The sequence below is a fragment of the Pontibacter beigongshangensis genome, from assembly GCF_014332515.1.
GTDB lineage: Bacteria > Bacteroidota > Bacteroidia > Cytophagales > Hymenobacteraceae > Pontibacter > Pontibacter beigongshangensis.
Genome location: NZ_VFSD01000013.1, coordinates 65509 through 84504 on the forward strand (window position 1 = coordinate 65509; position 18996 = coordinate 84504).

17 protein-coding genes and 1 tRNA gene are annotated in these 18996 nt (G+C 49.7%); 12 read left to right on the forward strand and 6 right to left on the reverse strand.

What is annotated here, in order from left to right; translation table 11 throughout:
- The first annotated feature begins 236 nt into the window (after positions 1 to 236).
- On the forward strand, positions 237 to 920 hold the full coding sequence (locus FJM74_RS11875; RefSeq protein ID WP_187262826.1) for a DNA alkylation repair protein: 684 nt from the start codon (positions 237 to 239) through the stop codon (positions 918 to 920).
- 59 nt (positions 921 to 979) lie between these two features.
- Here FJM74_RS11875 and FJM74_RS11880 read toward each other — a convergent pair whose 3' ends face one another.
- The 3 genes from FJM74_RS11880 to FJM74_RS11890 form a co-directional block, all read right to left on the reverse strand.
- Positions 980 to 1678 carry a hypothetical protein gene (locus FJM74_RS11880; protein WP_187262827.1) on the reverse strand — a complete coding sequence of 233 codons (699 nt, stop codon included), beginning with the start codon at positions 1676 to 1678 and terminating at the stop codon, positions 980 to 982.
- A gap of 269 nt (positions 1679 to 1947) precedes the next feature.
- Positions 1948 to 2373 carry a hypothetical protein gene (locus tag FJM74_RS11885; RefSeq protein WP_187262828.1) on the reverse strand — a complete coding sequence of 142 codons (426 nt, stop codon included), beginning with the start codon at positions 2371 to 2373 and terminating at the stop codon, positions 1948 to 1950.
- A 125-nt stretch (positions 2374 to 2498) separates the two neighbouring features.
- Positions 2499 to 4283 carry an ABC transporter ATP-binding protein gene (locus FJM74_RS11890; RefSeq protein ID WP_187262829.1) on the reverse strand — a complete coding sequence of 595 codons (1785 nt, stop codon included), beginning with the start codon at positions 4281 to 4283 and terminating at the stop codon, positions 2499 to 2501.
- Positions 4284 to 4433: 150 nt separating this feature from the next.
- On the opposite strand from FJM74_RS11890, the gene FJM74_RS11895 reads away from it, so the two are divergent.
- The 8 genes from FJM74_RS11895 (at position 4434) to coaE (ending at position 10741) form a co-directional block, all read left to right on the forward strand.
- Positions 4434 to 5537, forward strand: coding sequence for a Glu/Leu/Phe/Val family dehydrogenase (locus tag FJM74_RS11895; RefSeq protein ID WP_317175552.1), 1104 nt, complete (start codon positions 4434 to 4436; stop codon positions 5535 to 5537).
- Between the two features lie 201 nt (positions 5538 to 5738).
- Positions 5739 to 6881 carry a transcription antitermination factor NusB gene (gene nusB / locus FJM74_RS11900; RefSeq protein WP_241739095.1) on the forward strand — a complete coding sequence of 381 codons (1143 nt, stop codon included), beginning with the start codon at positions 5739 to 5741 and terminating at the stop codon, positions 6879 to 6881.
- A 61-nt stretch (positions 6882 to 6942) separates the two neighbouring features.
- A complete protein-coding gene (locus FJM74_RS11905; protein WP_187262831.1) occupies positions 6943 to 7248 on the forward strand; it encodes a YtxH domain-containing protein in 306 nt (101 codons plus the stop codon).
- A 3-nt stretch (positions 7249 to 7251) separates the two neighbouring features.
- Positions 7252 to 8250, forward strand: coding sequence for an isocitrate/isopropylmalate dehydrogenase family protein (locus FJM74_RS11910; protein WP_187262832.1), 999 nt, complete (start codon positions 7252 to 7254; stop codon positions 8248 to 8250).
- A gap of 23 nt (positions 8251 to 8273) precedes the next feature.
- Positions 8274 to 8813, forward strand: a complete 540-nt coding sequence (locus FJM74_RS11915) for a DUF1573 domain-containing protein (RefSeq protein ID WP_187262833.1) — start codon at positions 8274 to 8276, stop codon at positions 8811 to 8813.
- A 39-nt stretch (positions 8814 to 8852) separates the two neighbouring features.
- Positions 8853 to 9152 (forward strand): preprotein translocase subunit YajC, encoded by a 300-nt coding sequence (gene yajC, locus FJM74_RS11920; protein WP_187262834.1) that lies wholly within the window; start codon positions 8853 to 8855, stop codon positions 9150 to 9152.
- Positions 9153 to 9260: 108 nt separating this feature from the next.
- Positions 9261 to 10145: a YbbR-like domain-containing protein gene (locus FJM74_RS11925; RefSeq protein ID WP_317175553.1), complete on the forward strand. Its 885-nt coding sequence runs from the start codon at positions 9261 to 9263 to the stop codon at positions 10143 to 10145.
- 2 nt (positions 10146 to 10147) lie between these two features.
- On the forward strand, positions 10148 to 10741 hold the full coding sequence (coaE, locus tag FJM74_RS11930) for a dephospho-CoA kinase (RefSeq protein WP_187262836.1): 594 nt from the start codon (positions 10148 to 10150) through the stop codon (positions 10739 to 10741).
- A gap of 652 nt (positions 10742 to 11393) precedes the next feature.
- On the opposite strand, the gene FJM74_RS11935 is transcribed toward coaE, so the two are convergent.
- Positions 11394 to 11468 (reverse strand) — tRNA-Val (locus FJM74_RS11935).
- Positions 11469 to 11652: 184 nt separating this feature from the next.
- Between FJM74_RS11935 and FJM74_RS11940 the strand changes: the two genes are divergently transcribed.
- Positions 11653 to 14229: an AsmA-like C-terminal region-containing protein gene (locus tag FJM74_RS11940; RefSeq protein ID WP_187262837.1), complete on the forward strand. Its 2577-nt coding sequence runs from the start codon at positions 11653 to 11655 to the stop codon at positions 14227 to 14229.
- 495 nt (positions 14230 to 14724) lie between these two features.
- On the opposite strand, the gene FJM74_RS11945 is transcribed toward FJM74_RS11940, so the two are convergent.
- Positions 14725 to 15795 (reverse strand): anhydro-N-acetylmuramic acid kinase, encoded by a 1071-nt coding sequence (locus FJM74_RS11945; protein WP_187262838.1) that lies wholly within the window; start codon positions 15793 to 15795, stop codon positions 14725 to 14727.
- A 111-nt stretch (positions 15796 to 15906) separates the two neighbouring features.
- Here FJM74_RS11945 and FJM74_RS11950 point away from each other — a divergent pair, with 111 nt between their 5' ends.
- A complete protein-coding gene (locus FJM74_RS11950; protein ID WP_187262839.1) occupies positions 15907 to 16215 on the forward strand; it encodes an ArsR/SmtB family transcription factor in 309 nt (102 codons plus the stop codon).
- Positions 16216 to 16404: 189 nt separating this feature from the next.
- On the opposite strand, the gene hemA is transcribed toward FJM74_RS11950, so the two are convergent.
- Entirely contained in the window at positions 16405 to 17679 is a 1275-nt protein-coding gene (gene hemA / locus FJM74_RS11955) for a glutamyl-tRNA reductase (protein ID WP_187262840.1), read from the reverse strand.
- A 114-nt stretch (positions 17680 to 17793) separates the two neighbouring features.
- Between hemA and FJM74_RS11960 the strand changes: the two genes are divergently transcribed.
- The gene (locus tag FJM74_RS11960) at positions 17794 to 18969 is read left to right on the forward strand and encodes a sensor histidine kinase (protein ID WP_187262841.1); all 1176 of its coding nucleotides are present in this window, start codon (positions 17794 to 17796) and stop codon (positions 18967 to 18969) included.
- The last annotated feature ends 27 nt before the right edge of the window (positions 18970 to 18996 follow it).

The following is an 18996-nucleotide window of genomic DNA, read 5'->3' on the forward strand; positions in this document are numbered from 1 at the left end:
ATCCCTCCCCTCCCCCGCTGTTTAAAATCCTCCTTCGGAAGACCCCAAACAGCGGGGGGTGCAGCACCAGCAGGTGCAATTGCCTCTGGAGGGCTATTTTCATTAGAATAATCCGATCTCACATAATTGAAAACAAATTATTCCAATCAAAATGCCCCTCAGGAGGCGCTGCAGCTGCCCCTCCGAATTCAAAGAGCATAAAACCGAGTGTCATCAATTTGCTAAAAGAATCTCCCATGCATGTAGCACTTGTTTTGGCACACCTGAAAACACTTGGCAACTCGACAGACAGAGCGGGCATGGGCCGGTTTGGTATCCAGACAGGCACCGCGCTGGGTATCAAAATGCCGGTTATCCAGAAGCTGGCGAAGGAACTGAAGCGGAACCACCCCTTGGCGCTGGAGCTGTGGCAGACGGGCGTGCATGAGGCAAGGCTGCTGGCAGTTTACGTAGCCGATCCGCAGCAGGTAACAGAGGAGCTGATGGAGACATGGGTAGCAGACTTCAACTCCTGGGACCTGTGCGACCAGACCTGTGGCGTGCTGTTCGATAAAACGCCTTTTGCCATCAGTAAAGCCAAAGAGTGGGCGCGGCGGGAGGAGGAATACCAGAAGCGGGCCGGCTTTGCCATGATAGCTACGCTTGCCATGCATGCAAAAAAGGCTCCTGACGAACAGTTTCTGCAGTTCTTCCCGCTCATGCTAGAGCAGGCCAATGATAACCGCAATTTTGTGAAGAAGGCAGTAAACTGGGCGCTTCGGCAAATAGGCAAGCGCAGCCTTATGCTGAACCAGGCAGCCATTGCGGCAGCGGAAGAAATAAAACAGCAGCCCTCAAAAAGTGCTAAATGGATAGCGGCAGACGCGCTGCGGGAGCTGCAAACCCCCGCGCTGGCGGAGCGGTTGCGTCTAAAAGCTTAAACATAAAGCCTTCGCAGCGCGCGCAGCTCCTGCTGGTGTTGCAGATGGGAGAGCAGTGACTATTCTTTTGCGGCCACAACCACAAATTCCTGCACAATTAACGTATCGGTGTTGCGGAGCAGTGAAAGCCCGGTTGGGTCAAACTGATTGTTGTAGCGAAGTGTGTTAAATCTGTAGGCTTCCTTGGTCCCTCTCTTAAGTGTAACAGCTAACCGGTGAAAGTGGGCCTCATTTTTTTTGAGGGTAATAAAGATTTGTGATTTCGTTTTGTAGAAATAGCTTATGTCCTGCAGTGGCATAGCTACTTTATCATACACAATTGGCTTATACTTGCTGATAGCATATGTGAAATCAGCAAATGCTTCACTTTCCCGGTTATACGTTCCGGTAGTCTCCTGTTGATTGGTGAGTATTAGTTCAAGTCCGTTTTTTGCAATATTAAAACGTTGGGTATTGGTGCCACTTACTAATTCGGCCTCCTGTGCATTTAGAAAAGTGAGTTTTTCGGCTCCACCAGTCTCTATTGCCTTGTCTTTTAAGTGGTAAAATGGAGTAAGCTGCGTATTCTTTTGCAGAAAAGCACTTATAACGGCAGCGTCTTTTACTTCTCCGTTGCTGGTGTACATCCGGACCGATGTGGTGTTATGCATGTTTTTGCTGGCGTAAGTAGAAGGGTACTGCAGCTCAGGTGCCACCTCCTCCTTGTTGCAAGCTGTAAATACACCTAGTAACAGCAGCAGGCGGTAAAGGATTTTCATTTTAATTAAGATGATTTTCCGAATATACAGATTTTGATTTATATGGTAAATAACCAGAAAAATTTATGCTCCAGGCCCTCGCAGCGTGCGCAGCTCCTGCGAGGGCCTGGAGCATCTTTAAAAAACCAATTATTCGAACAAAAAAGCCCCTCCAGAGGCACTGCTGTTCCTGCTGCTGTTTAAGCTGAGCCAGGAAGATGGGGCTAAAACACGAAAAGCTGGCCATTTTTTCAAATGCCAGCTTTCTATAAGCCCTGCCTGCTGCCGGTTTACTCTGCCGTCGCGCTTGTATTGTCTTTTAGCTCTACTATCTTCGCCCGGAGGGCGTCCATATCCGGTTTATGGTCTTTCGCTACTTCGGCAGCTTCCAGCTCCAGCAGCATTTCCTGCATCTGTTTCAGGTACTGAGCCTTGTCTTTTTTCAGGCAGTCTTTCTTAGGTTCGTGGCAGTTGCCATTTTCATCCATCGGTTTAAACATGCCGCCTTCGCCATATATGAGCCATTTCGAGTTCAAATCAGGGAAATGCTTGATGATGGCGACCAGCTCATCTAATAAATAATCCTGCCCGCAGATAATGTTTTCGAGCACCTGGGTGTCGCTGCCCGTTATTTTCTGAATCTGCGGAATTTCAAGCTCTTTCAGGTGGGTGTAAAACCTAAACCTTTTCCCTATTTGTTGCAAGTCGATGGCCATACGTCGGATATTTTTTGATTTTCAGAATAACTATACGTATCTATAACAGAATCTGTCACAAAAAATTCCAGCCTGCGGACTCTTATTGCTTTGCCTGTCAGAAACCTATGCAAAAAAGGCTGGTATCAGTCCAATTCTTCGGTCTGTAATTGGCGTTCATACAGCTCTTTATACAAACCTGGCTCCCGGATAAGCACCTCATGCGTACCATGCTGCACGATCTCGCCATCATCCAGCACCAGAATGCGGTCCGCCAGCTTCACCGATGATACCCGGTGAGAAATAATAATGGAAGTTCGGTTGGCCATAATGCGCTGCAGACTGTTGAGGATTGCGTTTTCGGTCTTGGTGTCTACAGCCGAAAGCGAATCGTCGAGGATCAGGATGCTTGGCTCGCGCACCAAGGCCCTGGCAATGGAAACCCGCTGCTTCTGCCCCCCCGACAAGGTAATGCCCCGCTCGCCCAGCTTTGTTTCGAACTGCTCCGGGAACCGGATAATGTTTTCGTACACATCGGCATCTTTTGCCGCCTGCACCATCTGCTCCTCCTGTATTTCGGGCAGGCCAAACCCGATGTTGTTGCTGATAGTGTCGGAGAACAGGAACACATCCTGCGGCACATACCCGATCTGGCTGCGCAGGTTTTTGAGGTTATAATCCCGCACATCTACCCCGTCAATCAGAATGCGGCCGCTGGTTACATCAAACATGCGGGGCAGCAGCGTGGCTATCGTGCTCTTGCCGGAGCCGGTGTTCCCAATTACCGCCAGGGTCTCGCCATGCTGAATGCGGAACGAAACGTTTTTAAGTGCATGAATATTGGTGTCCGGGTAAACAAAGTTCACGTTCTCAAATACAATATCGCCTTCTATTTGCTTGCTGATGTTCTTGCGGGAAATAATGGTGGTTTTGGTGTTCAGGAACTCATTGATGCGCTCCTGCGAGGCAGCAGCCCGCTGCACCAGGCTGGCTGTCCAGCCAAGAGCCGTTACGGGCCAGGTGAGCATGTTCACATAAATCACAAACTCGGCAATATTACCTGTGGTTATGCTGCCGTTCATTACCTCCTGCCCGCCAATATAGATGGTAATAATGGTGCTCAGGCCTACCAGGAACAGGATGAGCGGGAAAAACAGGGAGTTCACAAAGTTCAGGTCCAGCGATTTGTCTTTGTACGTGTTGCTGGCAGTGGTGAAGTTATTATGCGAATCATCTTCCCGCACAAACGACTTCAGCACCCTGATACCCGAAAAAGCCTCCTGCACAAAGGTAGTAATGCCGGATAGGCTGCGCTGAATCTCATCGGACTTGCGCTGAATAATGTTGTTGACATAGTAAATACTGATAGCCAGGATCGGCAGCGGGAGCAGGGTATAAAGGGTGAGCTTTACGTTCACAGAGAGCATATACGGAATCACCATGATGAAAAGCACCACCAGGTTGAGCCCGTACATGATGGCCGGCCCGAGGTACATGCGCACCCGACTTACGTCTTCCGAGATGCGGGCCATCAGGTCGCCGGTGTTATTTTTGCGGTAAAAACTGAGCGGCAGGCTTTGGTAATGCTCGTAAATCTCGTTTTTGAGGTCGTTCTCGATCAGGCGGCTCATCACGATAAGCGTTTGGCGAACAAAGAACAAAAACAGGCCGCGCAGCAGCGCCATGGCCAGAATAACGATGCCGTACACCAGGATGCTTTTCGCAAAAATGTCATAAATGGTCGCCTGCTGGCTCAGCCCCTCGTAGAGCTGGTGCAGGTTTATGCCTTCTTTTATCAGATCGAAGGCATAGCGCACCACCTGCGCCGGCAGTATCTGAAAGTAGTTGGAGATAACCGTAAATACGAGCCCCCAGAAGAGCCGCGCTTTATATTTTAGGAGGTATTTATTTAGATAGCTTAGTGATTTCACAGTTTTATAGCTTCAGGCACCCTGGCTTTTACGTAGACTTACAAAGTGCAAATTGAATTCTTAAAAAAAAGGAGTAATTTTGCGCTCGCAAACGGCAGGCTGTATCACCCACTCTGTACAAAGATAAGCAACCCTTAATCAATTGCATTAATGGTAAAGACGAAAGAAGTAAAACAGCAGCAACAGGAAATGTCGGTCTTTCATCAGCTCGCGGCGCACAACCACGAAAAGGTGGTTTTCTGCCACGACCACGACACTGGCCTGAAAGCCATTATCGCGGTGCACAGCACCGTGCTGGGACCTGCGCTGGGTGGTACACGCATGTGGGCCTATGCCTCAGAGGCCGAAGCGCTGGAAGATGTGCTGCGCCTCTCTCGCGGCATGACCTACAAAGCAGCCATAGCTGGCCTTAACCTGGGAGGCGGCAAAGCCGTGATCATCGGAGATGCCGCCAAAGACAAGTCGGAGGCGCTGTTCCGGAAGTTCGGGCGGTTTATCAAAAACCTGAACGGCTCTTTTGTAACGGCCGAGGATATTGGCACCACTTCCAAAGACATGGAGTACATCCGGATGGAGACGGAGTATGTTGCGGGCAAGCCGGAAACAATGGGTGGCGGCGGAGACCCTTCGCCGGTAATAGCCTATGGCACCTACATGGGCATGAAGGCCGCTGCCAAAAAAGCCTTCGGCTCCGACTCGCTCGATGGCAAAAAAATAGCGGTGCAGGGAGTAGGCAGTGCAGGTGCGTATCTGGTAGAACTGCTGGCCAAGGAGAACACCAAAGTCTTTATCACCGATATTTATGCCGACCGTTTGCGCGAGGTTTCCTCCAAGTACGGCTCACAGGTGGTGGGCATGGACGATATCTACGACCTGGAGGTAGATATCTACGCACCCTGCGGCCTTGGTGGCACCATCAACGATATAACCATAGACCGGCTCAGGTGCACCGTAATTGCCGGCAGCGCTAACAACCAACTCCGCGACGAAACGGTGCATGGCAATGCTCTGCTCAGGCGCGGTATCTGTTACGCGCCCGATTTCCTGATTAACTCGGGCGGGCTAATAAATGTATATGCCGAGCTGGTTGGCTATAACCGCGAAAGAGCCTACGCACAGGCCGAGCGCATCTACGGCTATACCCTCGACCTGCTTGATAAAGCCGAAGAAGATGATATGTCGACGCACGAGGCTGCTGTTAAAATGGCCGAAAAGCGGATTGCCAACATCAGCAAGGTAAGGTCTACCTACTAAAACCAGTTTTCAGAATAGAAGTGCTGCACTACCTGTGGCACTTTTGCATTAAGAGGCAAAGCTGCAAAAATAGGAAAGAAGTAAGGCCGATCACATACTCGTATAGCAGCACCTGGTGCTCCCAAATAATTACTAGTTCACAACAAAACGTTCTTTACATTAAACATTATGCTCAACCGCAGGACATTACGAATTAAGGCGATGCAAGCGATCTATGCCTACATGCAGGCCCAAGGTTCAGATTATCTGCTGGCCCTAGATCAGATAGGGGCAGATTTCGCGCCAGACCTTAATTCTATGGAGGTGCAGGACAAAAAGCTGCTCGAAGGAAAAAAGCAGATCGCCACACTCCTCTTTAAAGAGTGGCACGAAACCAAACAGTTCGGAACCGACGAGACAGACAAAGAAATTATCGGGGCGGTAAACAGAGCTATCGGCTGGTATCAGAACCAGCTCAAAAAAGACTACAGGTATTACGGCAATCAGATGATAGGCGCCGTGGAGCGCATCTACGACCATTACCTGGCCACCCTGCAGATTCTGCAGCTGCTGGTAAGCCTGATAGAGGAGGAGGAAGAAAAGAAAGAGAAGCGCTTTACAGAGGCCAAAGGTCCCGATGTAAAACAGTTTTTACGAAACAGGGTGGTGAAGCGGATCCTGGAAAACAAGTCGTACCAGGAGCACATTATCCGCAGAAGCATTAGCTGGGGCTCCGATATAAGCGAAATACGGCTGGCTTACAAGAACGTGCTGAAGCAGGATGAGGCGTTCCTGAACTACCTGGCACTGCCCGAACCCACGCTCGAAGATGACCTGGAAGTAACCAAACATATTTTTAAAAACATTATTTTTAAAGAAAAAAACTTACAATCTTTGTTTGAAGAGCAGGATTTGAACTGGTTCGAGAACAAAGCTATTGTAAAGAGCCTGGTCAATAAAACAGTTAAATTGTTTGGCGAGGAGCCACAGGAAGAAGACCTGAAACTGCTGGACCTGTCGGCCAACTGGGAAGACGATAAAGCCTTTTTTGAGGAACTTTACCACCAGACCCTCCAGGACGATGAAAAATACGAAGCCCTTATTTCTGGCAGCGTAAAGAACTGGGATGTAGAGCGCGTGGCCTCACTTGACAAGATTATCCTGAAAATGGCGCTTTGCGAAATGCACATCTTCCGGAGTATACCCGTAAAAGTAACGATCAACGAGTATATAGAAATTTCTAAACTCTACAGTACACCAAAAAGCAAACAATTCGTTAATGGTGTATTAGATAAAATGGCGCAGGAGCTAACTACCAGTGGCGACATCCGGAAGTCTGGCAGAGGTCTGATCGATAACAAGTAAGCCTCCTGCAACCATCGTATAAGAGAAAAACACGTACGCGACTATATAATTTGGAATAACTATGAGTAAGACGACAACTGCCTTAGTAGCCTTTGTATCGGGTGCTGCTGTTGGCGCCGCAGTTGGCATTCTGTTTGCCCCTGAAAAGGGAATAGAAACCCGCAGCTGGTTCAGCTATCGCCTGGAGAAATACCGCGATACGCTGTCTGACCTGCTGGAGCAACTGATGCTGAACCGCGACATGATGCCATCTACTGCCAAATCGGAAGGACAACGGGTAATTCAGGATGCCAAGGAAAAGGCCGAAAAGCTGTTAGGAGATGTAGACTCTCTTATTAACGAAATTAACAGCAGAAAGGAAATCTAACGCATGACACATATAACACTTATACCCGGCGATGGCATTGGGCCTGAGATCACGGATGCTGTAAAATCCATCTTCAGTGCCGCCCAGGTGCCTGTAACCTGGGATGTAGAGAATGCCGGCCAAACTACCTTCGATACCATGGGGGAGCTTTTGCCAGCTTCGCTGCTGGCATCGTTGGAAAAAAATAAAGTGGCCCTCAAAGGCCCGATCACCACACCGGTAGGCAAAGGCTTTAAGAGTGTGAATGTGCAGATCCGCCAGATGTACGACCTGTACGCGAACGTAAGGCCTGCCAAAACCACACCCGGTATAACTTCCAGGTTCGGAAACGTGAACCTGGTGCTTTTCCGCGAGAATACCGAAGGGCTTTACTCTGGCCTGGAAGTTTTTGATGAGCGCCTGCAGATTGCTGATGCAATCTCGAGGGTTACGCGCACAGGCTGCGAAAAAATAGTGCGCGCCGCTTTTAAGTATGCCGATAAGCACGGCTGCAAAAAAGTAACAGTGGCGCACAAAGCCAACATCCTGAAGCATGCCGGAGCCCTGCTGCTGAGCGTAGCCAGAGATATAGCCAAAGACTACCCGCACATACAGATGGAAGACAAGATCATCGACAATATGTGCATGCAGCTGGTAATGAAGCCGGAGCAGTTCGATGTGATCGTGACCACCAACCTGTTTGGCGACATCCTCTCTGACCTGTGCGCAGGCCTGGTAGGTGGCCTGGGCGTTGTGTCTGGCGCCAACATCGGCGATGAGATGGCCATCTTTGAGGCCGTGCATGGCTCTGCCCCCGATATTGCGGGCAAAGGCCTGGCAAACCCTACAGCCCTGTTGCGCTCTGCCATTATGATGCTGCACCACGTTGGCCTGAAGGAGTACGCCTACAAAATAGATGCTGCGCTGGATGCTACGCTGGCTATTAAGGAAGAATGTACCGGAGACCTTGGCGGCCGTGCCGGCACCAGGGAGTTTACACAGAATATCATTGCCAAGTTATAGGCAGAACAAGAACTAAATTTACCATGAAAAAGAACCTGTTTTTTTCTTTAAGCCTGGCTGTTGCCCTTTTTGCAACCAGCTGCGGCCAAAGCAATACCGGAGATAATACAACTGCCGGAGAGGCAACTGCCGCTACTGAACAGGCAGCCGGAACCATCGACAACCCCAATGTGGCGTCTTCAGAAAATGAAGCAACGCCTGCAGGCAACGGAGCTGTAATCGCTTTTGAGGAAAAGGAGCATAACTTCGGAACCATTAAGCAGGGTGAGGTGGTAAACCACACGTTTAAGTTCACTAACACAGGCAGCACCCCGCTGGTAATTGAGAGTGCCTCTGCTACATGCGGCTGTACAGTGCCGCAACCACCCAAAGACCCGATTGCCCCTGGCCAGAGTGGCGAGATTAAGGTGCAGTTTAACAGCACAGGCAAGTCGGGGCAGCAGCAGCCAGTTATTACAGTAAGGGCCAACACAGAGCCAAACATCGTGCAGTTATCGCTTAAAGGCACTGTAGAAGGCGCTTATCCTACAGCCGGGGCTGAAGGTCCGGTAAGAAGAAACTAAAACTAAATTCTGCGTTAACGCACACTCATTTTATACATTATGCAAACTATATTTCTTCAGGCCGCAGCCGATGGCTTTCCGGTGCAGCTGGTTATGTTCGGAGCCATTATTCTGGTAGCTTATTTTTTTATGATCCGGCCGCAACAGAAAAAGGTGAAAGACCAGAAAAAATTTCGTGACGAACTCACAAAAGGAATGGATGTTGTTACAATTGGTGGCCTGCACGGAAAAATAATAACAGTAGAGAGCGATATTGTAGTATTAGAAGTAGATAAAGGTATCCGCCTGACTTTTGATAAGGCCTCCATCTCGATGGAAGCTACGACAAAGGTGAAATAAATAAAAGCAACATTGCCGGCTGAGAAATTCAGAAATATAGTACTTTGGGCACTGCGACCCTTTAAACCTCGAACAAAGCAATACTGGAGAATAGTATTGCTTTGTTTTGTGGCAGCATCTACTTTCTGGCTGCTCAACGCCCTCAACAAGAGCTACTCCACGCAAACTACCTACCCGATCAGGTTCGTATACCCCGAGTCGCGGCTGGTGCCGGTAAAGCCGCTGCCGGAAGAAATAATTATAAACGTAACCGGCAAAGGCTGGAAACTGCTCCGGAAATCGCTGAAGGTAGATGTAAAGCCTGCCGAAGTACAAATTGGCTCCCTGCCCCGCAACAACTATGTGCTGGGCTCGTCTTTACGGCCAGCCCTGGTCAACTCGTTAGATGGCCTGGTGCTGAACTTTGTCGTGACCGACACCATCTACTTCGACTTTGATGAGAAGATAAGGCGGCGCGTCGCGCTGAACCTGGACCCAAAGCAGGAAATTACGGAAGATCGTTTTTCGGTTGTTGGGCCCGTGCAGATAGAGCCGGATTCAATTACCTTTTTGGGGCCTGCTACCATGGTCAACAGCATTCCGGACCCTTTCCTGTTGCGCCTGCCAGGCACACTCAGCGCTTCCGCCAAACTGGAAATACCGATCAACTTCGACAACAAGCCGCTTGTGAAGGCCAACGCCGAGCAGGCCATCGTTACGGTAAACGTGCAGGCGCTTGTGCAGGAAGAAAGACAGATTATACCAGAAATTGTAAATGCACCGGCGGGCCATACACTTAACCTGCGACCTTCATTTGTGCTGGTGCGGTACCAGCTGCTGGAAGACTCGGTGGCGGTCATGAACCGCGACACATTCAGGGCAGTGCTGGACTTTGCCAAATACAACCCCCGCGACTCTACGCTGGTGCCGGAACTGATTCAGAAGCCGACCGGTGCGCGGCGGGTCAGGATCTGGCCGGAACGAATAAAAGCGGTAGTAGAAGCAGACAGGTAAGTATGCTAAAGATAGGTATAACGGGAGGCATAGGTGCCGGGAAGTCTATTGTATGCCGGGTGTTTCAGCTGCTGGGAGTACCCGTTTACGATTCTGACGCCAGAGCCAAACAGGTCATGCAACAGAATGCCGCCCTGAAGGACGATCTGATAAATACCTTCGGCCCCGATGCGTATGATACAGCCGGCACTCTGAACAGGTCCTACATTGCCAGCCAGGTATTTAACAATCCGGAGCGCCTGGCCCGGCTAAACGCGCTGGTTCACCCACGCGTTGCCACCGATTTTGAGCAATGGGCTGCTGCCCAGGCGCCTGCACCTTATGTGTTAAAAGAGGCCGCCCTGATGTACGAGTCGCAGGCGTGGCGGCAGATGGATGAGATCATCACCGTGTTTTCGCCGATGGAGGTACGTATCAGGCGCCTGCTGCACCGCGATGCCCACCGCACCGAAGCCGATGTAAGAGCCATTATAAGCAGGCAGCTGCAGGAAGAGGAAAAGATAGCCCGTGCCGACCACATTATCTATAACGACGACCAACAACTCATCATCCCACAGGTCATAGCTCTGCATCAGCAGTTTCTCTCGCGTAATTAGACCAGCAGCATCACGAGTAGCAAAACCCTCCAGAGGGGTAGTTTCATTTAAATAATTGCTGATTGTTGAATGGTTGGTTTGAAGATCCGGAGATGAAAAGATTTAGAAATGCATTGTCAGGGCGCCCCATCCCTGTGTGTAATCTCCGACTACTTTTGCTTCGCAGAAGCAACATGCACGCATAGCCAGTTTCCAGATTACTGCTGGCGTCACGTCTTTTTTCGCTGCTTCAGGCAGCGAGGTTAATCCGAGGCCAACCTTTTAGAAAGAGCGTAGACGGAAACTACGTCTAGCTCAGGAAACAATCAACAGATAGCAACAAACGATTAATTATTCTGATTTAGAAGAAAGTCTTTTATCTTATGTCTCTTCCAGCAGCACCAGGAGCAGCAAACTTTCCGGAGGGGCAAAATCATTAGAATAATTGGTGCCGGATATCTCTGGAGCTTGTCAGCAGGAACAGCAGGCGGAACTCAGGCCACTCTTCTTTATGAAGCGGCTAGTGGCTTTATATTCAACCGATACTTATTGCTCAGGTAGGCCGTTAGTGAAGCAGAGATGAGAAGGAGCCGGTGATGGTAAGCAGCAGCCATGCAGTTGGTACTGCGACAGGTGGAAATAAAAAAAGGACAACTTTGCAGTTGTCCTTTTGTGGGGCGTACTGGATTCGAACCAGTGACCCCCTGCTTGTAAGGCAGGTGCTCTGAACCAGCTGAGCTAACACCCCGTTTTTTCTTTTTAGAGACCTTTTGTCCCCGTTTGATGATGCAAATATGGGGCGTTTTTTTGAAACTGCAAAACATTTGAAAAAAAAATGTAAAATTTTTTTTTGTGGCCTCAGGCCCCTTTGCACCCCTTTATTAAAACAGTACCTTTGGTTTTTATAAGGTGCTTTAAACCTGATATTTCCATTGAAGAGAAGAGGCGTTGTTAAAAAAGTGCTATTCTATGCTGCCCTTATTTTGGTGGCGGTGGCAGGCATTGTGTTTGGGGGCGTGTATGCTTACCAGGATAAGATTATCGGCCTGTTCGTGACCGAGGCCAACAAGCACATCCGCACAAAAGTAGAAGTAGAAAAAATTTCGCTCTCGCTTTTCGATAAGTTCCCGCATGTGGCCGTCGCGCTCGACAAGGTAAACGTGCTGGAGAGCCTGCCAGAGAGCAATGCCTCGCTGGGCCGTGCCGAAAAACTGTACTTCACCTTCAGCCTTCTCGATCTGGTGCAGGGTAACTACAACCTCCGGCAGGTGTATGTAGAAAACGGCGAACTGCATGTAAGAGTGCTGGAGTCGGGCGAGGTGAACTACGAAGTCTTTGCCCGCGACACCACTACCGCCACCACCGCCGACAGCTCCGAAAAAGGGGACTTCGCCTTTAACCTTGATAAGGTAACGATAAGCAAGGTGGCCTTCAGCTACACCGACAAGCGACTGAACCATACCTACGAGGCTTTTGCCCATCAAATGGAAGCCTCCCTTGCGCTATCATCAGGTATCATTGAGATGCAGACGGCCGGTAATGCAAAAGTTAACCGGATAATGTTAGGCAGCAGGGAGTACTTCAAGGAAAAAAACATCAACGTGCAAACTCTTCTGGCCATAAACCGGGAAAACAGAACCATAGCCATACAACCATCGGTAGTGAGAATAGAGGAAGCCGCCTATCAGATTGGCGGTACTATCGGATACGGAGGGCCAACCCTGCTCGATCTGAAGCTGGAAGGTAAAAACACCAATGTGCAGTCGCTGCTGTCGTTGCTGCCACAGGATGTTACCCGAACTTACAGCCAGTACCGCAGCGAAGGCGACGTTTATTTTGATGGCACCGTACAGGGCGAAATGTCTGAAAAGAAAACGCCGGAAATTTCCTTCAACTTTGGCTGCCGCAATGCCTCCTTTTATCATCCGGATATAAAGCAGAAGGTAGAGAAGGTGAGCTTTTCGGGCACATTCACTAACGGAGCCAAACACAACGCCGCCACCTCTGTCCTGGAACTGAAGGGGCTGACCGGAAGGCTGAATGGCAGGGCTTTTTCCGGCAACCTGAGCTACCAGAACTTCGACAACCCCACCATCGCGTTCGATGTGAAGGGGATGCTGGATGTAGGCTTCCTGCTGACGCTGGCCAGGCTGAGCGAGATAAAGGGTGGCAGCGGGCTGGCAGATGTCAGCCTGGCCTACAAAGGCAACCTGAATGCCTTTAAGAAGAATCCGGCGAGCGGCGCCATCAACACCTCCGGCGACGTTACGCTGCACCAGGTATCGCTTTCGCTGAAGGAGCTGCCGCTGCCACTGACCAACCTGAGTGGCAACTTTATGTTTAAGCGCAGCGACGTGGCCGTGTCTGATTTTAAAGGCAAGCTGGGCAAATCTGATTTTGTGCTGAACGGCATGTTCCGGAACATTATTGCCTGGCTGCTGGTAGACAAGCAGCGGCTGCTGGTGGAGGCTAATCTTAACAGCAACCTGCTGGACCTGAACCAGCTGTTGAGCGAGAAGTTTAATACCCCTGAAGAAGCCCGTCAGGGAGCAGGTGCCGTAACTACAGTGGCGGCAGGCCCTAAGGGTGGGGGAGCTGCCTATAAATTTGTCGTGTCGCCGCATGTGGCCTTCGACTTAAGCGCCAACATCAGAAACGTAACGTTCAGGAGGTTTAAGGGCGATAACATTAAAGGCAGGATAGAACTGCGGAATAAGGTCATCTCATCTCCGAACATCTCTTTCAACTCCATTGGCGGCAGTTTTTCGGTGCGGGGAGCCCTGGATGCCCGGCAACGCGACCACCTGAAGGTGACCACCGAAACCCGCCTTACCAACATGCAGGTAGACAGCCTTTTTTACGTGTTCGAGAACTTCGGGCAGCAATTTATACAGGAGCATCACCTGCGGGGGCGCCTGACGGCTAAAATCGCTTCAGAACTGTACTTCGACAGCCACCTAAACTCCAAAACCGACTTGATGCAGGCCGAGATTGCCGCCACCGTGCGCGATGGCCAGCTCATTAACTTTGCTCCCATGCAAAAGATGTCGGTGTTTGTGAAACGCGCCGAGCTGGCCAACATGCGGTTTTCAGAGCTGCACAATAACTTCTGGATCCAGAAGCGCACCATCTACATACCGGAGATGGATATCAGCTCCAACCTGTCTACAGTGCCCGTGGTGTCTGTTTCCGGCACCCACACCTTCGATCAGGACATGGACTACAAGATAAAGCTCCCCTTGTTGCAAAAGAAAAAGCCCGACAGGGATGCCGTTTACGGGGTGGTGGCCGAAGACCCGGATGCAGGCAGGAGCATGCTCTTCCTAAGGCTGAAGGGGAAAGAAAATAATTTTAAAATTGGCTACGACGAGGCCAGGGTGCGCGAGAAAATAAAAACAGACATAAAGCAGGAAGGCCAGCAGCTGCGCGACCTGTTTCGGGGTAAAAAACCAAAACAGAAGGAGGAGAAAGCAGTGGAGCCGCAACAGGGCGAGTATTTCGATTTCTGATCCTGTTGGGAAGCGGCCTGCTCCCGCCTCGTTTCCGGCATCCTACCAGCATTCAGGTATACGCGCTGCTGACAGGCGGCAAGTGACATCTCTGTTCACCATTCATTTATCCCTTTTCACCTGATGTTATTATCCAGAACTCAAAAAGTCAGGACATTGCAATAACAACTGAAATTTTATCCCGTTAAAAATTTAACAGGACACGAAATATTTGATAATAGCCTACAGGGGATACTCGCCTCATGCCTGCAGGAGGGAGGATTGAAATTAGAAACAGAGGATAAAGTAAAGTAAAATAAGATATAAGGGTGAAAAAAAGAGCCGGAGCTTCTCCGGCTCTTTTGTGTATAACAGGGTTCTTTGGGCCTAATAGGTTATGTCTCCAATTATTTGAATGAAAAAGCCCCTCCTGAGGCATTTTGTGCTGCTTTGGCATTAACTGGCTTGGCTTTCTATAAACTTGCGCCTGCTCCTTTCAGCAGATTCAGACAGGTGCTAGGCAAGGTAGATAGACCCGCCGATATTGTCTGTGGCAGCACCAGTTACTGTTTTCAGGCAGTTGGGCTGCCCCTGCCAGCGCAGTACCCCCAGAAATGCAAAAATCAGCGCCTCCTTATACGATACCACCTCCGGCTCCGGCACCTCCACCCGGTACTGCTGCCCCAGGTACTGCTGTATAAGCGCCACCAGGTATTTATTAAAGGCCCCTCCGCCTGTCAGCAGCACCCGGTGTTGGTCCTGGTGCAGCACAGGCAGGGCATTTTTTAGCTGGATGGCAATATGGTGGCAGGTGGTGTGCAGTTTATCGGGTAGTGAGGCCGCCGAACCTGCCAGCGCCGCTAAGCTGTTTTGTAGCACCCATTCCTTGCCCAGCGACTTCGGGTAGCTATCAGAGAAGTAGGGAGGGGAGTTGAGCTGCTGTAACAAATCTGGCTGTAGCGTGCCGCTTCTGGCCATGTGCCCGTCTTCGTCATACGCCAGCCCTGCCGTGTTTGCCAGCGCATTTAGCAGCATGTTGCAGGCGCTTATATCAAAAGCGAGCCGCTGACCGTTATAAGAAAAAGACACATTAGAGATACCGCCCAGGTTCAGGCAAAAGTCATATTCTGAAAAAAGGAGCTCATCGCCTATAGGAACAAGCGGGGCTCCCTGCCCGCCCAGCGCTATGTCGAGCGTGCGGAAATCTGACACGACTGGCAGGCCGGCATGAGCTGCCAGATAAGCCCCATGGCCCAGTTGTAAGGATATATGCTGGTCTGGCTGATGAAAGATCGTATGGCCGTGTGAGGCCACAAAATCTGCCTTGCTTTTATGCTGCTCCGCGAATGCCTTTACCTGCTGGCCCAGGTACCTGCCATATTCATGATCAAGTGCAATTAACTTTCGGCCGGTGCAGGTTTCGCAATCACGGAGAGAGTCAATCCAATAATCATCATATATTAATGTAGTAGCATTAAGTATATTATATATCCAATTTTGGTTTTTGTACGTAAACCTACAAAGTACTATGTCGAGCCCATCGAGCGAGGTGCCTGACATTAGTCCGATTACATTATATGAGTTCATAAAACAATTAAAATGCTTTCACCGGCGTATAGCCAAATATTGTAAGTGCCGTATAAATGTGACAAGGAATGTTAAATGTATGTAGAAACTGTTTAGGTATTATTTTAAATTATGAAAAGTTTGTTGTCTAGAATTGAATCTAAAAAAATAGATAAAGCGGCGGCCATGCTGAAAGTGCTGGCGCACCCGAAAAGGTTAGCGATTGTGGATTTGCTGGGTAAGGAAGAAAAAATGACGGTAACAGAGATCTACAAGTACCTGGATCTGCCTCAGGCAATTGCTTCTCAGCATCTTATAACGCTAAAAGACAAAGGTGTATTATCGTCCTTTAAGGTTGGAACCAAGATTTACTACTCACTCTCGATCCCCAAATTAATTGATGTGATCGATTGCCTGGAAGAATGCTGTGTTGATATCTAAGAGATTATGCATTGTAGTAGCCCGAAGCGCTTAAGGTTTATTGAAAGCTAAAAGGCTCCCCGAAGATCAGAAAATCACTTCAGGGAGCCTTTTAGCTTTTTTGTTAACTAAGAAAAAATGGCCATTCACTTAATTCTTGCAAGCTGCCATTTGCCTCACGGCTGCACCTCCCCTCTGGTTAAGAAGCTACTACAGTTCAGAGTTTACAGATTTGTTCTCGAGGTCGAACAGGTCGTTGAGCACATCAATCAGCGTTTCGGCTTCGCCCCGCTTGCAGGCTGCCTTTAGCTGGAGCACCGGGAGCTTTATGATCTTTTGCATCATCGACTTGGTAATGTTATCGAGGCGCTTGGTTTCTTCGGGGCTCAGTTTCTTCAGGTAGCGCGCCATTTCTTCCTGCCGGATGCTTTCCAGCGCGTTTTTCAACTTGTTGATGGTAGGCGACACCACCATCTCCTTCGACCAGTCGTTGAACTGCTCGATAGACTCCAGAATGATTTCCTTTACCTTCGGCACAGCGTCGATGCGCTGCTGCAGTGCCTCTGAGGCCTTGTTCTGGATGGTGTCTATGTTGTAGACCAGCACCCCCGGAATGCTTTCCACCTCCGTCTCCACGCTGCGCGGCACCGACAGGTCTATAAAGAACTTGAACGTGAGCACGTTCAGGCGCTTAATCATTTCTTTGGTAAAGAAAGGCGTTTCGCGGGCAACCGAAGAGATAATCACATCGGCCTCTTTTAGCCCCTGCACGATCTCCTCAAATGGCAGCACTTCCATTTCGCACTCCTCGGCCAGGATTTTAGCTTTGCTCAGGGTGCGGTTGGTTATTTTTACGTTTTTAAAGCCTTTGTCTTTGAGGTTGCGGCAAACATCTGCGCCGATCTCACCCAGGCCAACCACTAAAATCTTAGGGTCCGGTATTTCAGCCGTCAGTTCCTCTATCAGCTCAATGGAGGCATAGGAGGTAGAGGCAGCGCCATCGCGGAAGGCAGTTTCCTGCACCACGCGCTTGTTGGTGAAGAAGATCGTGTGCATCAGGCGGTGCAGAAACGGACCTGCCGTCTCGTTGTCGGCGGCCCACTGGTAAGCCTGCTTTACCTGGTTGGTAATCTGCATATCGCCCACCACCTGCGACTCCAGCCCCATCGACACCTCAAACAGGTGCTGCACGGCATCGTTGTGCTCGTTCAGGATGGTAAAGTAGTCGAAATATTTGCTGATGTTCTCGATGCCTTTGGTAATGCCCAGCAGCTTTACGATCTCGGTGCTGTAATCGGTGTCGGAGTTGTAGTAAACTTCGGTGCGGTTGCAGGTAGAGAGCACCAGAATATCGGAGGCCTGAATAAAGCCTTTTAGCGTTTGGAGGTATTGCCTACATGAGATCTCATCTAAGGCAATCAGTTCCCTGATATCCAGCGGGGCTTTCTTATAGGAGAGACTGATTGCTTTGAAATTCTGAAGCATAATGAAAGTGTGAAATGCTAGACCGCAAATTTACGACCAGATTTTATAAAATGAAAGTTCTTTCCAGTAATAAGTAAATTATACTAATTTCAGATAATTTTCGTCTAAGTCTGCATGATACTTATTTATTCCCAGAAGAACAGGATAAAGCTCCTGGTTGTGATTTTTGCTCTTATTATTGGCGCTGCCACCATCACGTACACCAACATACTGGTAAGCAAACTGTCTGAAAGTGAGCGGGAACTGGTGCAACTCTATGCCAAGGGCCTCCGCTATATGATCAATGCCCCCAGCGACGATAATATCGTGTTTATAGAGCAGGAGATCCTTTCTGCCAACCAGACGGTGCCTGTAATACTTACAGACGAATATGAGAACATTCTGGATACAAAGAACATTAATTTTCCGGAAAACATTTCAGAGGATAAAAAAAAACAGCTGCTGCAGCGCGAGATCACCAAAATGAAAGAGCAGCACGACCCGGTGGTGGTGCCCTGGGCCGAAGGATCTGTGAATTATGTGTTTTACAAAGACTCAGCCCTGCTCTCGCAACTGCGGTACTACCCGTATGTGCAGTTGGTCGTGATTGCCTGCTTTGCTCTGATCGCCTACTTTGCCTTCAGCTACTCCCGCCGTGCCGAGCAGAACCGGGTGTGGGTGGGGCTTGCCAAAGAAACGGCCCACCAGCTGGGCACGCCGCTCTCCTCGCTCATGGCCTGGTACGAGTACATGAAAACCAGCCCGAAGTTCGAAAAGGAGCCCATTGTGGCCGAGCTCTGGAAAGACATCAGGCGCCTGGAGGTGATCACGGAGCGCTTTTCGAACATTGGCTCCGTGCCGCTGCTCCGCGACGAGAACATTCTGCAGGTAACGCAAAATGCCATTAATTACCTGCAGAACCGCATCTCAAGCAAAGTGGCCTTTAGCATTGAGGCTGATTTCCCGGCTGAGATCACGGCAAAGGTAAATGTGTCTTTGTTCGACTGGGTAATAGAAAACATCTGCAAAAACGCCGTAGACGCCATGGAGGGCCGGGGCAGCATTGCACTGCGGCTTTCGCTGCTCGGCAAGAGCTACATTGCCCTCGATATTGCCGATACAGGCAAAGGCATACCCAAAAGCAAGATGGACTCTGTTTTCCTGCCCGGTTACACGACCAAGAAACGCGGCTGGGGCCTTGGCCTTGCACTTGCCAAACGCATTATAGACAATTACCACCAGGGCAAGCTCACCGTAAAGTCATCGGAGATAGGCAAGGGCACCACCTTTCGGATTGTGCTGAACAGGTGACATTTTTTGGAGTTAGGAAGATAGAGA